Source organism: Victivallis sp. Marseille-Q1083 (genome assembly GCF_903645315.1).
Classification (GTDB): Bacteria; Verrucomicrobiota; Lentisphaeria; order Victivallales; family Victivallaceae; genus UMGS1518.
Genome location: NZ_CAHJXL010000001.1, coordinates 1863349 through 1881510 on the forward strand (window position 1 = coordinate 1863349; position 18162 = coordinate 1881510).

An 18162-nucleotide genomic window follows, 5' to 3' on the forward strand; every position below is an offset into this window, starting at 1 on the left:
CCGATGCGCTTTAAAAAAAGCGGCCCGGCTGTATATTGATTACCGGAAAACGATCAATCGCCTTATACTATATTTCAGACCAAGCAGGAGCAGAGCATGAACCAGTGGATCGAACGCAACCATGACTACACGCTGATCGACAGTGCCAGCAATTTCTCCATCAATTTCGCCGGCATGAAATTCGATGAGACCGATCTGGCCGAATTGCAGGATAAATTCGCCCGTGCCGCCCGCGAAATGAAGAATCTCGAAAACGGAGCGATCAAAAATCCGGACGAGCAACGCAAAGTCACCCATTTCACCGACCGGATCGCCTATCGCGGCAGTGCCCTCTTTCAGTCGGTCAATGAGTTTGCCGAGGCGCTGCGTTCCGGCACGCTGACCGGCGCCACCGGCCGGAAATTCACCGCCGCCGTCATCAACGGCATCGGCGGCTCCGCCCTCGGCCCGCAATTGATGCAATTCGCCATCAACGGTCCCTATTGGAACGAACTCAGCGACCGGCAGCGCAACGGTTATCTGAAACTCTATTTCCTCGACAACACCGATTCGGCCGGGCTGGCCGACCTGCTGCAGGTGATGGATCCGGAAACCACCCTGCAGGTGACGATCTCCAAATCCGGCGGCACCCAGGAAACCAAAAACAATTTGACCGCGCTGGAAAATTATTACGCGGAAAAGCAGCTCGATTTCGCCAGACATGCCGCCGCCATCACGATGGCCGGCAGCGAACTGGACAGACACGCCCGCGGCGCCGGCTGGCTGCGCGTCTTCGAAATGGCCGAATCGATCGGCGGCCGGACCAGTGAAACCAGCATCGTCGGCCATCTTCCGGCGGCGCTGGCCGGCGTCGATTTCAAAGCGTTTCTGGACGGCGCCTGCCATATGGACAATTGGACGCGGACCGGGGATTACCGTCGGAATCCGGCCTACCTGCTGGCGGCGATGTGGTATATCGCCGGCAACGGCAAAGGCGACCGCAACATGGTGATCGTGCCGTATGCCGACCGGTTGATCCTGATGTCGCGCTACCTGCAGCAACTGGTTATGGAAAGCCTCGGCAAGGAGCTCGACCTCGACGGCAAGGTCGTCCACCAGGGGCTGAACGTCTTCGGCAACAAAGGCGGTACCGATGCCCACGCGTTCATCCAGCAGTTGAACGACGGCCGCGACGATTTCTTCATCACCTTTATTGAAGTGCTCAAAGACGCGATGCGCCTGCCGGTCGGCCCCGATATCGTCATGGGCGATTACCTGCACGGCTTCGAAGGCGGCCTGGCGGCGGCGCTGCTGAATAAAGGGCGCCAGGTCATCGGCATTCAGATCGACGAAATCAACGCCTTCAACCTCGGCATGCTGATTGCGCTGTACGAGCGGGCGGTGGCGGTTTACGCCGAATTCATCCACATCAACGCCTTCCACCAGCCCGGCGTCCAGGCGTACAAGGTGGCGGCCAAGGATGTCCTGGCCCTGCGCGAAAAATTGTTCGCCGCGCTGCCGGAACTCGGCAATTTCAGCGGCACGGCGGCGGAGTTCGCCGCGAAGCTCGGACTGCCGGAGCGCGAAATCGAAATCGGCGGCCTGCTGGCCAAGGCGGCGGTCAACTGTCCCTGCGGTTGTCTTACCCGCAGTTACGATCCGCTCAAGGGATATCTTTTCACCCTGCAAAAATAAAACCGATTTTTCCCGGCGCCGCCGGCAAGCGCAAATCCTTCCGGCGGCGCCTTTTTACTGTCATGGCTCAAAGCGTACAATTTTTTTATCGTCTGGCCGATGCCGCCGCTTACCTCGGCATCGAACTGCCCGCCGAACTGGCGCGGGTGGAAGAACGTTATCCGGTGCTGCTCAACAGCTATTACCTGGACCTGATCGACAAGGCCGCCGTTCCGGACGACCCGATCTGGAAGCAGTGCATGCCGGACCCGGCGGAGCTGGCCGATGTCGAGTCCTCGCCCGATCCGCTGGCGGAAGAACGGCAGTCGGCGGTGCCGCGGCTGATCCACCGCTTCGGTGACCGGGTGGTTCTGCTGACTACCGGGCACTGCCTGATGCGCTGCCGCTTCTGTTTCCGCAAGCGGACCTGGAGTGACGGCGGCGAACTCGGCGTCATCTCCGCCGCCGAATTCGAAGCGGCACTCGACTATCTGCGGCGGCATCCGGAAATTCACGAAGTACTGCTCTCCGGCGGTGATCCGTTGACGCTGCCGGTGGAGACATTGCGCCGGATGCTGACGGCGTTGGACCATCTGCCGCAAATCGAGGTGATCCGGATCGGCAGCCGGGTGCCGGTGACGCTGCCGTCGGCTTTCAGCGATGAACTGCTGGAGCTGCTGCGCACTTTCGAATCGATCTGGCTGTTGACCCACTTCAACCATCCGCGCGAAGTGACCGGCGAGGCCGCCGCGCTCTGCCGCCGGCTGGTTCGGAGCGGCATTCCCGTCCTGAACCAGACCGTGCTGCTGAAAGGAGTGAACGATTCGCCGCCGGTGCTGGAGGAGTTGTTCCGCCGCTTGATCGCGCTCCGGGTGAAGCCGCACTACCTCTTTCACGTCGATCCGGTGCGCGGCGTCCGCCATTTCGCCACCGGTATTGAAGCCGGCCTGGCGGCGCTGCGCTATTTCCGGCCGCGCCTGTCGTCGCTGGCGGTGCCGGCCTTTGCCATCGATCTGCCGGAGGGCGGCGGCAAGGTGGCTTTGCAGCCGGATTACAGCCGGGACGGCCGTTATCCCGGCGTCGATGCGCCGGACCACTGGATCGTTTATCCCGATTGAGGAAAGACGGTGCCGTTGACATGAATCGATTCATTCGGATGATGGCGGCGCGGATGTTTTTCGCTAAAATATCCGAAGTATGGTTGAATTTTCGGCAAAGTCCTGTCCATTATAATATAGCGTTTTTTCGGGAGAGCCGCTAGGTAATTTAACCGATGAATTTTTGAGTGAAGACAGAGCAGCAGTATGTTTATTCCGGCGTGGATTCTTTTGATCGTTTGCCTGATCCTGGCAGGGATCGCGACGGCGCTCTGGCTCTCCCGGAAATCATTTGCTTCGCTGCATACCACTTACCTGGAAGTCGAGCGCCAGAAAAATCAGATCGGCGACTTTCTGACCGTTTTTGCCAACAGCCTGCGGGACAACGCCGGACCGGCGGAAGCGATGAGCAACATCGCGCACTATATCGCCGAACTGGTCAACGCCCAGGCCGTCTGTATCTACGAATATCACGACGGGCAACTGGCGGCTTCCGGCCTATCCGGCGCCTATCCGCTGTATCGCGGCCATCGGAGCAGCCGCATGCTGGAGTCGGCGCATTTGTTGGAGCGGCTGCGGCGGGAAAAAATTCCGCTCGGCGCCGGTTTCATCGGCGAAGTGGCGCTTTCGCAACTGCCGGAACTGCTGGAAGACCCCGGACATGATCCGCGTTTCGCCGATTATCCGGAAGCGAATTTGAGCTGCATCATCGCCATGCCGATGCTGCGCAACCAGCGGTTGACCGGCGTCATCTGTGCCGTCAACAGCCGGGTCGGCGTTTCTTTCAGCGAAGAGCAATACGAGCAAATGCGTTTCATCAGCACCCAGGTGGTGGTCACCCAGGAGCTGTTCCGGGTCTACGCCGAAGTCAGCCGCCAGCAGCGCATTCATCAGGAGCTGGAGTTCGCCCGGCAGCTGCAATCCAGCCTGCTGCCGGAGTCGGTGCCGGCCTGGGATCAGTTCGCCGTTCACGCTTTCACCCGTTCGGCCAAGGAGGTCAACGGGGATTTTTATGACTTCGTCGAGATCGACGACAACCGCCTGCTGATCGTCATGGGCGACGCCTGCGGCAAGGGCGTGCCGGCCTGCATGTTGACCTCGATGACCCGCAGCTTCATCCGGTCGATTGCCGATCATTTCGCCGACCTGCCCAGCTTTCTGCAGGAGGTCAACAAAAATCTCTACCGCGATTCCGACGCCGAGCGTTTCGTCACACTGGCCTGCTGCCTGCTCGACCGCCGGCATTCGATCATCGAATATGCCCGTTCCGGCCATACCGACCTGCTCAGCTTCGTCCGCGGCCACATCCGCCGGCTGTCGCCGGACGGCACCGCGCTCGGCATCCTGCCCAACGAATTTGCTACCTTCGACAGCGTCTGTTTTGAATTCCAGACCGGAATGTCGCTGCTGCTGTTTTCCGACGGCATCAGTGAAGCGTTGAATGCCGACGGCGAGGAGTACGGCACCGAACGGCTGCAGGAAGTCTTCAAGCAATCGCGGCTCGACAACGACACGCCGCAGAAGACGTTGAACCGCATTTTGAAATCGGTCGGGGATTTCTCGGTCGAGCAAATCGACGACCAGACGATGATCCTGATCCAGCATATCTGACCGTCCCGCAGCGCCTTGCAAGGCGCTCTTTTTTTGATGATCACGGCTGGTTCGGGGGCGGAATGGCGATTCGTTTGACACCACCGCTGAAGCCGGCTTGTTGTATCCCTGCCTGGGCGGCAGTTGCAAAGCGATGACCTGGGCGCCTCTTGCTCCTCCGGCGAAATCGGATTCCGCTCGATCAGCCTCTTTATCAAACCTGCGGCAATATGGCGTGCCGGTCCGGCATTTTTCCAGTTCGTAAGAAAAATCTTCCGATAAAAATTGCGCCGCCCCGGCCTTAAACCGGAGCGGCGCAGCAGCGATTGGCACGATTACTTTTGCTTCGGCGCCACTTCGACGATGACCGTCGCCTGCCCCTTCAGCTCCATCGTCCAGCCGGTTTTCGTCGCGGTCAATTTTTCCGAGGCCGGATAAATCTGCCGGATTTCGAGTTCGGCCGGGTTCAGCTTCAACGCTTCCCAATCGACATCGATGGTCGCCTCCACCGGTTCCGTGTTGAGGTTATGCACCGAAAAGAACAACGTTTGGTTTTTTCCCTGGCCGAAACGTTCGATGCGGAGAAATTCCCGCGGTTCGGCAACGGCAAGCGTCACCGCTTCCCAGCCGGCGGCATAGAGTTTGTCCAGCACTTCGATCATCGGCGCCAGTACGTCGGCCGGAATGCCGCGGCCCGGATAAATGCCCCAGAGCAGATGGTATTCGATCGATTCCATCGGCTGCATGTGGTACGGCAGATAAGTGGCCGGCCGCTGGCGGGCCATCGTCCGCAGAAATTCCGGATTCCACACGCTGCTGTTTTCGATGCCGAAGATGTCCAGTTGCGGCGTCGAGAAGGTGATCGGCCCGAAGGCGTTTGCCATGAAAACCATATCCTTCGCGTGATATTTGTCGCCCATATAGTTGAGCCATTCGACCGAACTGAAGCCGCGCGGAATCATCGGCTGCAGGGTGTCCGGGTCGAAACTGATCGGGCTGGTGCTGTAGCGGAAATTTTCACGGCGGTAATCGGCCGGCGCATCGAGGAAACAATCCAGCCCGAAGCCGTCGATCCGCGCTCCGGTGGTTTCTTCGATCTGGGCGATGGTCGGAATCAGGCAGAGGTCCTCGTTGACCAGTCCCTTGCCGCCCGGAATCGCCGGATTCAGGTTGCACGGAATCATCGCGCCGAAACCGCTGTCGCCGATCCAGCCGGGCCGGTAAGCGAGGTTCATGATCGGCTTGCCGTCCCGGTCATACATGCCGGACACCTGCGCCGCGTGCATCAGCGCCGTGACGAACGGCCGGATTTCGATGCCGTCGGCATGGGGATGGCAGTTGTACGCCTGGGTGTAATGCAGCGGCAGGAATTTTTTCCACTCCTCTTCATCGCCGTCACTCAGTTTTTTCAGCCGCTCCACCGTTCCCTCGTAGGTCGGCTCCGCATCGTCGCCCATGCTGAACTGCAGGAATTCCGGCTCGATGTAGACCAGATTCAGCACGCCGTTTTCGGAATTCCAGGCCGCATACTGGCGGGCGCCGTCGATGCCCCAGAAGAAACGGTAGCCGCCTTTGATCAGCTCCTCCGGCGTATCTTCCGTTTCCCGCCAGCCGAGTTCCCAGCCGCCGCCTTTGCCGACCCGGTCGACGAAGAACTGCGGATAGAACCGGTAATAACTTTCCGCCGCCGACCGGAAACCCCAGTTCGGATCATGCCGGTAAATCGTGACGCTGAAATCGGCTGCCGCCAGCGTCCCGCCGGCCGCCTTCGGCTCGTCCAGCAGCGCGATGTCGAAAGCGACATAGTAAAGTTTTTCCCGCGGATTGACCGCCAGCCGGTAGGCGGTCGGCTCGTCCAGCCGGATCGCCATGCTGAGCCCGCCTTCTTCGGCGCTCAGGCTGCTGAACGGATAATCGGTCAAACGCTCTTCCAGATGCGGCACCTTGCGGCTGCTGAGGAACGGCCGGCTTTTGCGGGTCAGACTTTTGCCCCACTCCCAGTCGAAATCGGCGACCGGCAGCGCGACATAAACCGTAATCGCCCGGTCTTCGCCGTTCGTCGACGCGACGGTGCCGTTGACGGTGATATGGTCGTCAAACGCCCGATATTCGGCCGTCAGTTTCAAGCCCTGGTCCGTCAATTCCGTGACCTGCTCAACCGCGTCCGGGCTGATCTGGCGCACTGTCCCGCCGGCCGCGACCGGCGCTTTGCCGTTCTTGCGGTCGAACAGCAGCACTCCGGAAATCCGGTCATTCTCTCCGCCGACGGTGAAGCCGTCCAGACCGATGTCGGCGATTTCGCCGTGTTCGCCGATCGTCAGCGACAGCCCGTCCCGGGTTTCCAGCTTCGCCGCCGCGTCAACCGCCGCCGCCGACTTCAGCGCCTCCGGCTCGAGATAACCGCCGTCGAACAGCGTCATCTCGGTATCTTCGCCGATCAGTTTCAGCTCGGCAATCTCAAACCGGTATTCATGTGGATAACTGAACGGCATCTCATAGAGGTAAACATCCAGCCCGATGGCGGCGCCGCGATCGATTTTGGCGATATTCAGCTCGATATCCTGCCAGTCGCCGACTTTGACGGTCGCATTGCCGGCCCCCTGCTGCACCGGCGGAAAGCCGGCCAGGTTTTCATGCCGGTATTCGTCGTCGTAAATCGTCACGGCGATGTTTTTGCCGACCGCGACGATATCCTTGACCTCGGTATCCAGTTTGACGCGCATTTTCAATCTGGTATAGCCGCGCCAGTCCTGCGGTTTGCCGCGGTAGCCGACCCGGGGAAAATCCTCCGCGCCGCCGTCCGGCTCCGCGACCACCGTCAACGGGTCTGCCGCCGTGATGCGAATCGGCATGGTGCCGTCGGCTTCCGCTTTCCAGTCTTTGACACCGTGCAGGAGGTCATACTGGTTGGAAGTGCCGGCGGCGACAACGGGAGTGCTCAACAACGCCACCCCCAACAGAGAAAGAAATTGTTTTTTCTTCATGCGATGGGTCTCCAAAATGGTTTCCGGGGAAAATTGTCTTCGACTGTTTTTATTTATAGTGTATTTTGACGAAAAAGTCAACCCTTTCAATGTAAATTAACGCAAAAAAATGCCACTGGTTGCATGCTAATATTAGCAACGGGTTGCATTTATTGGTTTTTCTGTAACACCTTTATTTTTAATGTAATTTAACTTTTTTTACATTTTTTTTCATCAGGGTATTGACATTGTTTTCTTTTTTTGCTATAATTTTCCTTGGAGCTTCGGCTGCAAAATAGGAACCGAAATGAAGTAGAAATCATGGACATCAGAACTTTTGCCAAAATGCTGGATGTTTCCGAGTCGACGGTTTCCCGGGCGTTCAGCGGAAAATCGCCGGTCCGGCATGAGACCAAGCGCCGCATCTTTCAGAAGGCGGCCGAGCTCGGCTACCGCCCGAACGGCCATCTGGCCAACAACAATCTGCCGTTCGCTCGGGAGCAGATCGTCTTTATCCATCCGCTGCCCAGAACCCAGCTCGGCATGGATTTTCTCTTCGCCGAAATATACGAAGGCATCAGCGCGGTATTCCAGACGGTCGGCTGGCAGGTCAGTCCCCATCTGCTGTTCAACGACATTCCGCTGCTCGGCGATTTTTATTACGATGTGTTCAAGGCGGCCAACATTCACGGCATCATCTGCGGCTGTGAGACCGATCTCTATCCGGACTTGAAGAAACGGCTCGACTGCTGGGCGAAGCCGTTCGTTCTGGTCGGCAGCAACAACCCGCATCAGGCCAACAATGTCCGGGTTGACATCCGGGCCGGCGGCCGCATGGTCGGCGAATATTTCCGGCGGATCGGCCGCAAACGTCCGGCTGTGATCCTCGGCGACTACAAGCGGGAATGTCTCGATGACATCGAGCATTCGCTGGCCCGCGGCAAGGAGCGCGGTTTCCTCGACGGCATCGGAATGGACCGCAAGGAGGTGATCTGGATCCGCGGCGGCTACTCCTACGCCGACGGTTTCGCCAGTTGCCTGAAGCTGTTGCAGACCGGGGCGCCGTTCGACTGCGTTTTCTGCGGCAACGATATTCTGGCGACCGGCTTTCTGGCCGCCGCCCATGCCAACGGCATCCGGGTTCCCGATGATGTCGCGGTATTCGGTTTCGACAACATCGAAGTGTCGCAGTTTACGATTCCGGCTTTGAGCACGGTGGATCTCCAGCGGCGGGAAATCGGCCGGGCTGCCGCCGATGGTTTGCTGGACTTGATCCGGCATCGGGACTGCCGGGTGGATTTGACGCTGAAACCACAACTGATTTTACGGGATTCCGCTTGAATAATTACATCTGTTCCAAAATAATAACCAACGGAAAGGATTCTCTTGAAATGAACAAAAAATTCACACTCATTGAACTGCTGGTTGTGATCGCGATCATCGCCATTCTCGCCAGCATGCTGCTGCCGGCGCTGGCCAAAGCGAAAGTGGCCGCCCAAAACATCAAATGCACCAGCCAGCTCAAGCAGATCGCGCTGGCGCTCGCCATATACGGCAATGACAGCGACGACTATTTCGCGCCGTATTACTATGATGGCGACACTCAGACCGATACCAACTATCCCGGTTACAAATGGTTTCTCGAAGACAACCATTTTGTCAACTGGATGGATTTGATTTTTCCGTATCTCGGTTCGATCGATTCCTTCTATTGTCCGCAGCAGAGCACCGACCGGGATTCCATCGGCAGTTACGGCTACAATTCGGAATTGAACGGCTGGACTTACAATGCGGCAGGCGGCACCAAACTGCCGGTCAAATCCACCAAAGTCAAGTCGCCGACCGATTTGATCATGAACTACGATGAGATTTCCATTTATCATGGCCAGAGCACCCCGTACTGGCAATATCTGGCCTACACGGACCCGAAATCGTGGCCCGGCAACGGCTTCTACTTCCATGGCGATACCAGCAGTGGATTCTCCTTCGTCGACGGCCATGTTGAAAACCACAAACGTGAGGGCAAGATCGGCCGGCGTGCCGGCAGCGAAGGCAGCTATTGCCGCTACACCAATTTGAAAATCAACAACGACTGATTTTTCTTCAAGCCCATATACTCCCGGGCGGCGGAACTCCCTTTCTGCCGCAGCCGGGAGTTTTTTCATCGATTGCCGCGGCCCGGTGAGCGGCGGGGCATTTTCGGGTTGCCGATACGGCGGTTGATATTTTCATAATACCTTTGTACGCAATATATTTTTGCCGATTTTTTTTGATTTTTTTTACCGTCCCGGCATTGACATTGCCCGGGCGTTTCGCTATTGTTATAGAAAGCCGCCCAACCGAACCGGCGAAACCGGAAAGAAGGGAAAAGATAAGACCCGGAAACAGGCGTTCCGGCTTCCAGGCAGAACCGGGCAAACGGGCCCACAAACGAACAATCGACGAAGAACAGCCGAAACTCCGGCCGTTTTTTGTCTTTCAGAAAGGGATTGATATGAAATTTCATTTTGCCGGCGTGATTCCGAAAATATTTTCTATTTTGCTTGCATCCGGAACAATCACCACCACGCAGGCGGAATCCCCCCGCGATATTACCGAAATCGACTCCAACTTCAAAGTAGCCACGGTCGGAAATCTCACCGTACAGTATTACAATGCCCTCGAAGCGCCGTTTGTCGTCGAAGGCTTCGCCTGGCGCACCGCTCCGACCGCACCGCTGTACCGGCTTCCGGAATCCTTCTCCGTCCAGGAAATCAACGAAGGCGCACTTTACCTGGCCCACAACACCGCCGGCGGCGCGATCCGTTTTCGCTCGGATTCGCCCTATATTGTATTGCGCAGCCGTCTTGCATACTCCGCGGACATGAATCATATGCCGCGAACCGGAAGCGCCGGATTCGATTTGTATTGCGGAGCGGGCGCGGACATCCGGTACCGGGCGACGGCGCAGCCGAATCCGGGCCAGGAAGTCATCGAGACGCCGCTGGCCTGGGTCGAGTCCGGAAAACTATACGACTGGACCTTGAACCTGCCGCTTTACGGCGGGGCGGATACCATTGAAATCGGCATCGCCCCCGGCAGTCAGATCCTGCCGCCGGCGCCGCACAAAATCACCGCCCCGATCCTGTTCTACGGCTCCAGCATTACACAGGGCGGCTGTGCGTCACGGCCCGGAAACGCTTATCCGTCGCTTTTGTGCCGGGCGCTCGACGCGCCGCAGATCAATCTCGGTTTCTCCGGTTCCGGCCGCGGCGAAATCGCCCTTGCCGAAGCCATCGGTAAACTGCAACTGGCCGCAATCGTCCTCGACTACGATCACAATGCGCCGGACGAAGCCCATTTGCGGGCGACGCATGAGCCGTTTTTTCAGGCAATCCGGCGCCAACAGCCCGAGCTGCCGGTGATTATGGTATCCAAATGCGATTTCGCACCGGGTCAGGAGGAACGGCGCGCCATCATTCGCCAGACGTACGAAAACGCCGTCAAAGCCGGCGACCGGAACGTCTGGTTTATTGACGGCGAAAGCCTTTTCGGCAACGAGGACCGCGACGCCTGTACCGTGGACGGCTGCCACCCGAACGATCTGGGGTTTTACCGGATGTACCGGACGATGCTTCCGGTGCTGCAAGAAGCATTGCCGGCCAAATGAAGCAGTTCCCGGCGCACCGAGAGAGAGAGGGCGGTCAATGGTGTTAATCATGAAAAAAACGGCAAATTGCATTCGTATTCCCAATCATTGAATGATTATTTTTCAACAAAAAATCGGAGAACCTCATGGAAATCAGCAAAATTGCATCCGCCTCCTGGTCTACGGTTTCACGGCTCAGTCTGGCTCAAACCCGTTCCATATGTTGTGAAAATCCCACCGGCGCCAAGGGGGGCGGCGCCCGCGCCGTCGACGGCATCGATACGCCGTTCGCCAAACGAGCCGGCCTCGGCGTCGGCTGGAAGGCCAATCCGCGGGTCATCATTCCGGCCGGTTCCACCTATACGCTGGCGGAGATTGCCGGCGAAGGCGTCATCCAGCAAATCTGGATTACGCCGGGCGGCCCGATGCGCCACTGGATTCTGCGGATGTATTGGGAGGAGGAGGAACAGCCGGCCGTCGAATGTCCGCTCGGCGATTTCTTCTGCAACGGCTGGGATGAGGTGAGTTACGTCAATTCGCTGCCGGTCTGCGTCAACCCGGGCAGCGGCTACAACTGTTACTGGGAAATGCCGTTCCGCCGCCGGGCGAAAATTACTTTGACCAACCTCGGCGCCGCCGACAACTGCGTCTATTACCAGGTCAATTATGCGCTCGGCGACGTTCCGCCGGACGCCGGCTATTTCCATGCGCAATTCCGCCGGGTCAATCCGCTGCCGTACAAGACCGAATACACCATCCTCGACGGCGTCCGCGGCATCGGCCACTATGTCGGCACCTATCTGGCCTGGGGCGTCAACCACAACGGCTGGTGGGGGGAAGGCGAAATCAAATTCTACCTCGACGGCGACCGGGAGTTTCCGACCATCTGCGGGACCGGCACCGAGGATTACTTCTGCGGCTCCTACAACTTCGAGGATCACCAGACGCACCAGTACCGGGAATTCTGCACGCCGTATGCCGGCATGCCGCAGGTCATCCGGCCGGACGGCGTCTACCGTTCCCAGCAGCGTTTCGGCCTGTACCGCTGGCACCTCACCGATCCGGTCCGGTTCGCCCGGGACCTCAAGGTGACGATCCAGGCGCTCGGCTGGCGGACCACCGAACCGCGCCGTTATCTGCCGCTGCAGGACGATATCGCTTCGGTTGCCTTCTGGTACCAGACGCTGCCGGCTTCGCCATTCCCGCCGCTGCCGGACCGCGATCAACTGGAAGTGATTTGAAGGTTTCCGGCGCAGAGGGTGATCCGGTCCGTTCGTTCGGCGCGCGGACCGGAATTTTTCGGTAAAAAATTCCCGGTAAAACGTTTTGAGGATTTGCTTTTGCTCCAAACGCGATTCCATTAATCCGATGATCGCCGGACACGAAGTCCGGATTTCTCCGTCAAACACTTATGCAATAACCAGAGGAATTCCATCCAAACATGAACGCATTGTGTTTCACCACCGTGCCAATACCGTCCGGCGCCATCGGACGGGAAAATCCGTTTCCACCCTTCGTCAAGATGTGGCAGACGCCCAATTATACCCAGTTCGATCCGGCGCTGCCGCAGGAGGAATACCAGTACATCAATTACGGCATCCCGCCGCACACGATGCCCTACGCCTTCCAGGATAATTACGGCAATTGCCGTCATAGGCGGGAATTCAAGGCGGCGGTATTGGAAAATAATGCGTTGCGGGCGATTTTTCTGCTGGAATTCGGCGGCCGCCTCTGGTCGCTGTACGACAAAAAACGGCAGCGGGAACTGGTTTACCGCAACAGCGTCTTCCAGCCGTGCCGGATCGGCACCCGCAACGCCTGGGTCAGCGGCGGCATCGAATGGAACTGCGGGATTCCCGGCCATACGCCGTTCACCTATTCGCCGGTGTTCGCTGCCGAAGTGCCCGGCGCCGCTTATCCGCTGCTGCGGATTTACGAGTGGGAACGAATCCGGGAAATGCCGTACCAGGTCGATTTTTTCCTGCCGGACGACGATTCGGAATTCCTCTACGCCGCCGCCCGCATCGTCAATCCGCACGACCATGAGCTGCCGATGTACTGGTGGACCAACATCGCCGTGCCGCAGGTCGAAGGGATGCGGGTATTGACGCCGAGCACTCAGGCGATCACCCATGAAAAGGGCATCAAGGTCGCCACCGTGCCGCGCTGGCGCGACGCCGACATCACCTATCCGGTCAATCTCAGACGCGCCATCGACTTCTTCTTCGTGCTGCCGAAGCAGGAACGCCGCTGGGAAGCGGCGGTGATGCCGGACGGCACCGGTTTCGTCGATGTTTCGACGCCGGCGCTGCGCGGCCGCAAACTGTTCGTCTGGGGCAACAGCGTCGGCGGCAACAACTGGCAGAAGATGCTGACCGAGGGCGATGCGCCATATTGCGAAATTCAGAGCGGACTGGCCAAAACTCAGATGGAATGCCTGCCGATGGCGCCGCATGCGACCTTCTTCCACCTGGAAGCGTTCGGCGCCTTCCAGGGCGATCCGGCCGTCATCCACGGCGACGACTGGCCGGCGGCAACCGGCGAAGTCAAACGGTACCTGGCCGGCCGGTTGCCGGAAGAAGCCTTCAACGCTGTCGCCGCCGAGGCCCGGCGCTGTGCCGAACTGCCGCCGGAATCGCCGGTTCATTACGGCTCCGGCTGGGGCGCGCTCGAACTGGAGCGCCGCCGTCGATGCGGCGAACCGTCCTTTACCGACGCGGCGCTGGTGTTCCCGGCCGACAGCATGACCGAATTGCAGCAGCCGTGGCTGGCGTTGCTGCAGGGTGCCGCCCGTTTGGATGACGCGGCGATCATGCAGCCGAGCTGGCAGATCAATCCGTTCTGGCAGCCGTATCTCGCCGGAGCGGCGCAGGAGGCCGAAGCCAATCGGACTTATTGCCACTACCAGCTCGGCCTGCTGCATTATGCCGCCGGCGACTTGCCGGCCGCCACCGCGGAAATGCTGCTGGCGCGTTGCAGCGGCCGGCCGGGACTCTTCGTCAACCGGGCGCTGGCGATGCTGGCGATGCTGCAGGGGCGCCCCGCCGAGGCGGCCGACTACTATCTGGCGGCGTTGCAGGAGGCCGACGACGATATGGCCATGCTGGAAGAAGGATTGAAAATTTTCATCGCCGCCGGTCGGTGCCGGCAGTTCAAACCTTTCCTCGATCAGTACGCCGGACCGGATGTCGATCCGGACCGGCTGCGGCTGCTGAAAATCCAGAACGCGCTGGAGCTGGATGAGCTGGAAGAAGTCGCCAGGCTGTTTGCCGACCCGCTGAAACCGGTCGAAATCCGCGAAGGCGATTTTTCGATCACCGACAGTTATCTCATCTGGCAGACCAAATTGCTGGCCCGCGCCGAAGGCCGGCAATGGGACAGGGAATTCCATGCGGCGAAAATGCCGGAGATTCCGGTTCCGGCGGATTATGAATATCGTACCCAACTCGCCGTCATCTAGGAGGGCAGAATTTCCTCCGCCGCCGGAACGGCGGAGGAAATTTTCAGTTCACATTCAGGAAAAGGAGTGGCAATTATAATGAAGCGCAGACAGTTTTGTTATTGGTTTGGAATACTCGGTTGTTTTCTCGCCTTTTTCACCTTATCCGGAGTTGAAAGTATGAAAAGTTCCATCGTCATTCCGCCGAATGCCGGGCGGACCACCCGGTTTGCCGCCCGGGAACTGGCCAGGTATCTGGCCGAAGCCACCGCGGCCGTTTGCGAAATTGCCGAACAGCCGGCCGACGACGCGCAATACCGTTTCTACCTGGGCAATACCGAAGAACCGTTTGCCGCCGCCGACCCGGATGATGCCAACCGCCGGCTTCGCCATGACGGCGTCTGGCTGCGCAAGCAGGGCAACGACTTCATCCTGTACGGCAAAAGCCGGCGCGGCGCGCTGTTCGCGGTTTATACGTTTCTGACCGATAAACTCGGCTGCCGCTGGCCGGAAGTCGACCGGGAGGTGATCCCGGAATCTTCGCTGGAAATGGCCGATTTCGAACTGCTCTCCAATCCGCGGTTTCAATACCGCGGCAGTTCCATCAATGAATGCAGCGACGCGTTCGTCCTGAAAATGGTCGACTGGATGGCCAAGAACCGGATGAATCAGGCATTGCTGAATGCCCGCGCCTGGCCGGAATCCATTCAAAACGCGCTGCTTGACCGCGGTTTCATCATCGACACCGGCTGCCATTCGATTCCGACGATGTATCCGGCCGACCGTTATTTCGAAGCCCATCCGGAACATTTCGCACTGAACGGCGGCAAACGGGTCGGCAATACTCAACTGTGCTTCTCCAACCACGGTTCCGTTCCGGAGATCGCCAAAAATTATCTGGCCTACCTGGATGAAAATCCCTGGGTGGACATCATGGGCATGTGGCCGGCCGACGGCTACGGCTTCTGCGAATGCGAAGCCTGCCAGGCGACGCCGATGACCGACCTGATGGTCAGCTACATCAACGCCGTCGCCGATGAAATCAAGAAGGTCCATCCGGAAAAACGTTGTGAATTGCTCAGCTATATCAATTACACGGTGCCGCCGGAGAATACACCGCCGGCCGACACGCTGACCGTTCTGTTCTGCGAATACTGGTCGCGCAGCCAGTGGCATCCGATCACCGCCGACGTCAATGCCAATGCCAAGACCCGCGCCGAAATGGAACGCTGGGCCAAGCTGGCCAGGGAGTTCTATCTGCTCGGTTATTATACCGATGACTGCATCAAACGTTTTCTTTACAACCCGGTGCCGGATGTCATCGTCGCCGACTTCGCTTATTATCAGCAGCACGATTTCTGCGGTCTGACGCTGTGCACCACCTATCCGGGCGACTGGTGGGCCAAGGCGCAGAATATTTATACGATCGCCCGGGCCAGCTGGGATGCCGGTCTTTCCGCCGAGGAAATTTCTCAAGGTTATTTCCAGGCGCAATACGGTCCGATCGCCGGCCTGATGGCCGAACACGCCGCCAAATGTCGGGAGCTGTTCGAGCTGCCGCTCGGCGGCAAACAGCCGCTCACTGCGCTGGATGTCTGTTTCAACTGGGGATATTACGAGAATTTCGATCCGGCGGCGATGCCGGGAAATATCGAAAAATTCGAACAGAAAATCGCTGAAATCAAGGATATTCTGAACCAGGCGCTCAAACAGTTGCCGGACGACGATGCAGTTTTGCGCGAACGTTTGCGGATCCTGAAAGACGACGCCGAATACCTGCGGTTGGCATTCCGCTTCATCAACGCGGTCAATCTCTATCAGGCTCAGCCGGGCGAAGCGGCGCTGGCCGAAGCGCGCGCCTATCAGGATGCGCTGATCCATACGCCGATTGTCGCCGACTGGGATCGCCACGGCTACTCCAGCGCCTACAATACCCTCATGAACCTGGCAACTGCGCTGGAACCGGCAGAAGCCGCAAAATAATCGCGGACGATGGAATTGGAAAATTATGGCTAACCCTGAAAAAACGATTCTGGCCATCGATGCCGGCGGGACCAAATGCGATGCCTTGCTGGTCGACGGGCAGACCGGCAACCTGCTGGCCCGCGCCAGCGGCAGCCGCCTCGACTTGCCGGAAGTCCAGTTTCCCGGCGGGACCGGGCGTTCGCCGGCAATGCTGGAGCTGGTCTTGAAGCGCCTGTTCGCCGATTGGCATTCCGATGGGGAATTGGTGGTCACGACCTCCAACCACCTCCTGCTGCCCGACAGCCTCGGCGGCAACCCGTTGCTGAAGTCTTACCGGCTGACCGAAACTTTCAAACTGACCGAAGCGGAAGCATCTCTGGCGTTGATCGACCGTTCGGACGGTATCGTCACGCTGTCGGGAACCGGCGCGACGATCACGCTGGTCCTGCCGGACGGTTCCTGCCGTTACGTCGACGGGCTCGGGCCGCTGATCGGCGACAACGGCAGCGCTTATTACATCGGACAAACGCTGTTGCGCCGCTGCGTGCCGCAGACCCAATACAGCGCGGCGCCGGAAACTTTGCCCGAATGGCGGGCCGTCATGCGTTATTTCGCCTGGGAGCATCTGCCTTATCGCGAACAATTCAACGCACTGATCAGGTTTTCGATCGAAAATCCGGACCGTTCCACCGTCGCCGGATTGTCGCGCGTCGTCGAAGAACTCGCCGCCGCCGGCAATGACGGCGCCGCGGCGATTCTGGAAGACGCCGCCCGCTGTCTGGCCGATTCGACCTGCCGGGCGATCGAACTGCTGCCGTCAACCCCGCCTTATCCGCCGGTGGTCGGCGTCGGCAGCGTTTTGACCCAGGGAAAAATCGTCTGGCCGCGCTTCGTCGCCATCATGCGCGAACGTTATCCAGAAATCACTCCGGTTCTGCCGTCGTTGCCGCAGGTGGCTGGCCAGGTGCTCTGGTATTACCGCTTGAACAACTCCGCCACCCGGGCGGCTCAAACCAACTTCCGTTTTCAGTTCGACTCAATTTCATAGGAAAAATCCATCATGGTCATCGACACTCTCATTTCCCAACTGCACGAACAGCTTGATATTTTGAAGGAAGAACGGCCGGTCATCGAGGAATTGGCCGCCGCAATCGCCGCTGCCGTCCGGCATGGCGGCGTGGTTTTTTGCGGTGATATCGGCCACGGCATGAGCGGCGATTTCCTCAACCGTGCCGGCGGTTTGGCTTTTGTCCGTCCTTTCCAGTATACCTTTACCACCAATCAGCCGGTCGCGGAGAAATTGAGCAAACGCGAACCGACGCCGGCGCTCAATTCCGCATTGGGTGCCGCCCGGCTGGCGGTGGTGAGCGGCAATTTACGGAGCGGCGATTTCATGGTGCTCGGTTCGGTGTCCGGCCGCAGTGCGGCGCCGACTGAAATTGCGCTCGCCTGCCGGGAGATCGGCGTCAAAGTGGTCGCGCTGACCTCCAGGAAATATACCGCCCAGGTCAAAGGTGACCATCCGACCGGCAAACGCCTGATCGATTGCGCCGATTACGTACTCGATTTGCACACGCCCTACGGTGACGCGGCGGTCGACATCCCGGGTTACGATCATAAATTGATTCCGTTCTCCGGCATGAGCGCCCTGGTTGTCGGCTGGATGCTTTGGGGCAGGGTGATGGAATTGATGGCCAATGACGCCGAGCAGCCGGTTACCTTCATGAGTGTCAACCGCGAAAACGGCAAAGCCATTTACGATGCAGCAATCAAACGCTTCAACGAACGGGGTTTTTAACCGCGGGCGCCGATAAACTTGACAATTTT

The 18162-nt window shown here is 58.8% G+C and carries 12 protein-coding genes; 11 read left to right on the forward strand and 1 reads right to left on the reverse strand.

Translation table 11 applies throughout. The features are described 5' to 3' along the window. Positions 1-96: 96 nt before the first annotated feature. From pgi to HWX74_RS07530, 3 genes are all read left to right on the forward strand, one after another. Positions 97-1674 carry a glucose-6-phosphate isomerase gene (gene pgi / locus HWX74_RS07520; RefSeq protein WP_176012956.1) on the forward strand — a complete coding sequence of 526 codons (1578 nt, stop codon included), beginning with the start codon at positions 97-99 and terminating at the stop codon, positions 1672-1674. A gap of 62 nt (positions 1675-1736) precedes the next feature. Continuing rightward, entirely contained in the window at positions 1737-2771 is a 1035-nt protein-coding gene (locus HWX74_RS07525) for a KamA family radical SAM protein (protein ID WP_176012957.1), read from the forward strand. 186 nt (positions 2772-2957) lie between these two features. After that, entirely contained in the window at positions 2958-4361 is a 1404-nt protein-coding gene (locus HWX74_RS07530) for a PP2C family protein-serine/threonine phosphatase (protein WP_176012958.1), read from the forward strand. 314 nt (positions 4362-4675) lie between these two features. Here the strand turns inward: HWX74_RS07530 and HWX74_RS07535 are convergent, their stop codons facing one another. Further along, complete coding sequence (locus HWX74_RS07535; protein WP_176012959.1) at positions 4676-7324, reverse strand: hypothetical protein; 2649 nt, start codon at positions 7322-7324, stop codon at positions 4676-4678. Positions 7325-7624: 300 nt separating this feature from the next. On the opposite strand from HWX74_RS07535, the gene HWX74_RS07540 reads away from it, so the two are divergent. From HWX74_RS07540 to HWX74_RS07575, 8 genes are all read left to right on the forward strand, one after another. Further along, positions 7625-8644, forward strand: a complete 1020-nt coding sequence (locus HWX74_RS07540) for a LacI family DNA-binding transcriptional regulator (protein WP_176012960.1) — start codon at positions 7625-7627, stop codon at positions 8642-8644. Between the two features lie 50 nt (positions 8645-8694). Then, positions 8695-9399 (forward strand): type II secretion system protein, encoded by a 705-nt coding sequence (locus HWX74_RS07545; RefSeq protein WP_176012961.1) that lies wholly within the window; start codon positions 8695-8697, stop codon positions 9397-9399. Positions 9400-9797: 398 nt separating this feature from the next. Next, a complete protein-coding gene (locus HWX74_RS07550; RefSeq protein WP_176012962.1) occupies positions 9798-10952 on the forward strand; it encodes an SGNH/GDSL hydrolase family protein in 1155 nt (384 codons plus the stop codon). 125 nt (positions 10953-11077) lie between these two features. Beyond that, positions 11078-12172: a glycoside hydrolase family 172 protein gene (locus HWX74_RS07555; RefSeq protein WP_176012963.1), complete on the forward strand. Its 1095-nt coding sequence runs from the start codon at positions 11078-11080 to the stop codon at positions 12170-12172. A 200-nt stretch (positions 12173-12372) separates the two neighbouring features. Next, positions 12373-14391: a DUF5107 domain-containing protein gene (locus HWX74_RS07560; RefSeq protein ID WP_176012964.1), complete on the forward strand. Its 2019-nt coding sequence runs from the start codon at positions 12373-12375 to the stop codon at positions 14389-14391. A 159-nt stretch (positions 14392-14550) separates the two neighbouring features. Beyond that, positions 14551-16353, forward strand: coding sequence for a DUF4838 domain-containing protein (locus HWX74_RS07565; protein WP_176012965.1), 1803 nt, complete (start codon positions 14551-14553; stop codon positions 16351-16353). Positions 16354-16378: 25 nt separating this feature from the next. Continuing rightward, positions 16379-17383: a BadF/BadG/BcrA/BcrD ATPase family protein gene (locus HWX74_RS07570; RefSeq protein ID WP_176012966.1), complete on the forward strand. Its 1005-nt coding sequence runs from the start codon at positions 16379-16381 to the stop codon at positions 17381-17383. A gap of 12 nt (positions 17384-17395) precedes the next feature. Beyond that, positions 17396-18133, forward strand: a complete 738-nt coding sequence (locus HWX74_RS07575) for a sugar isomerase domain-containing protein (RefSeq protein WP_176012967.1) — start codon at positions 17396-17398, stop codon at positions 18131-18133. Positions 18134-18162 lie beyond the last annotated feature (29 nt).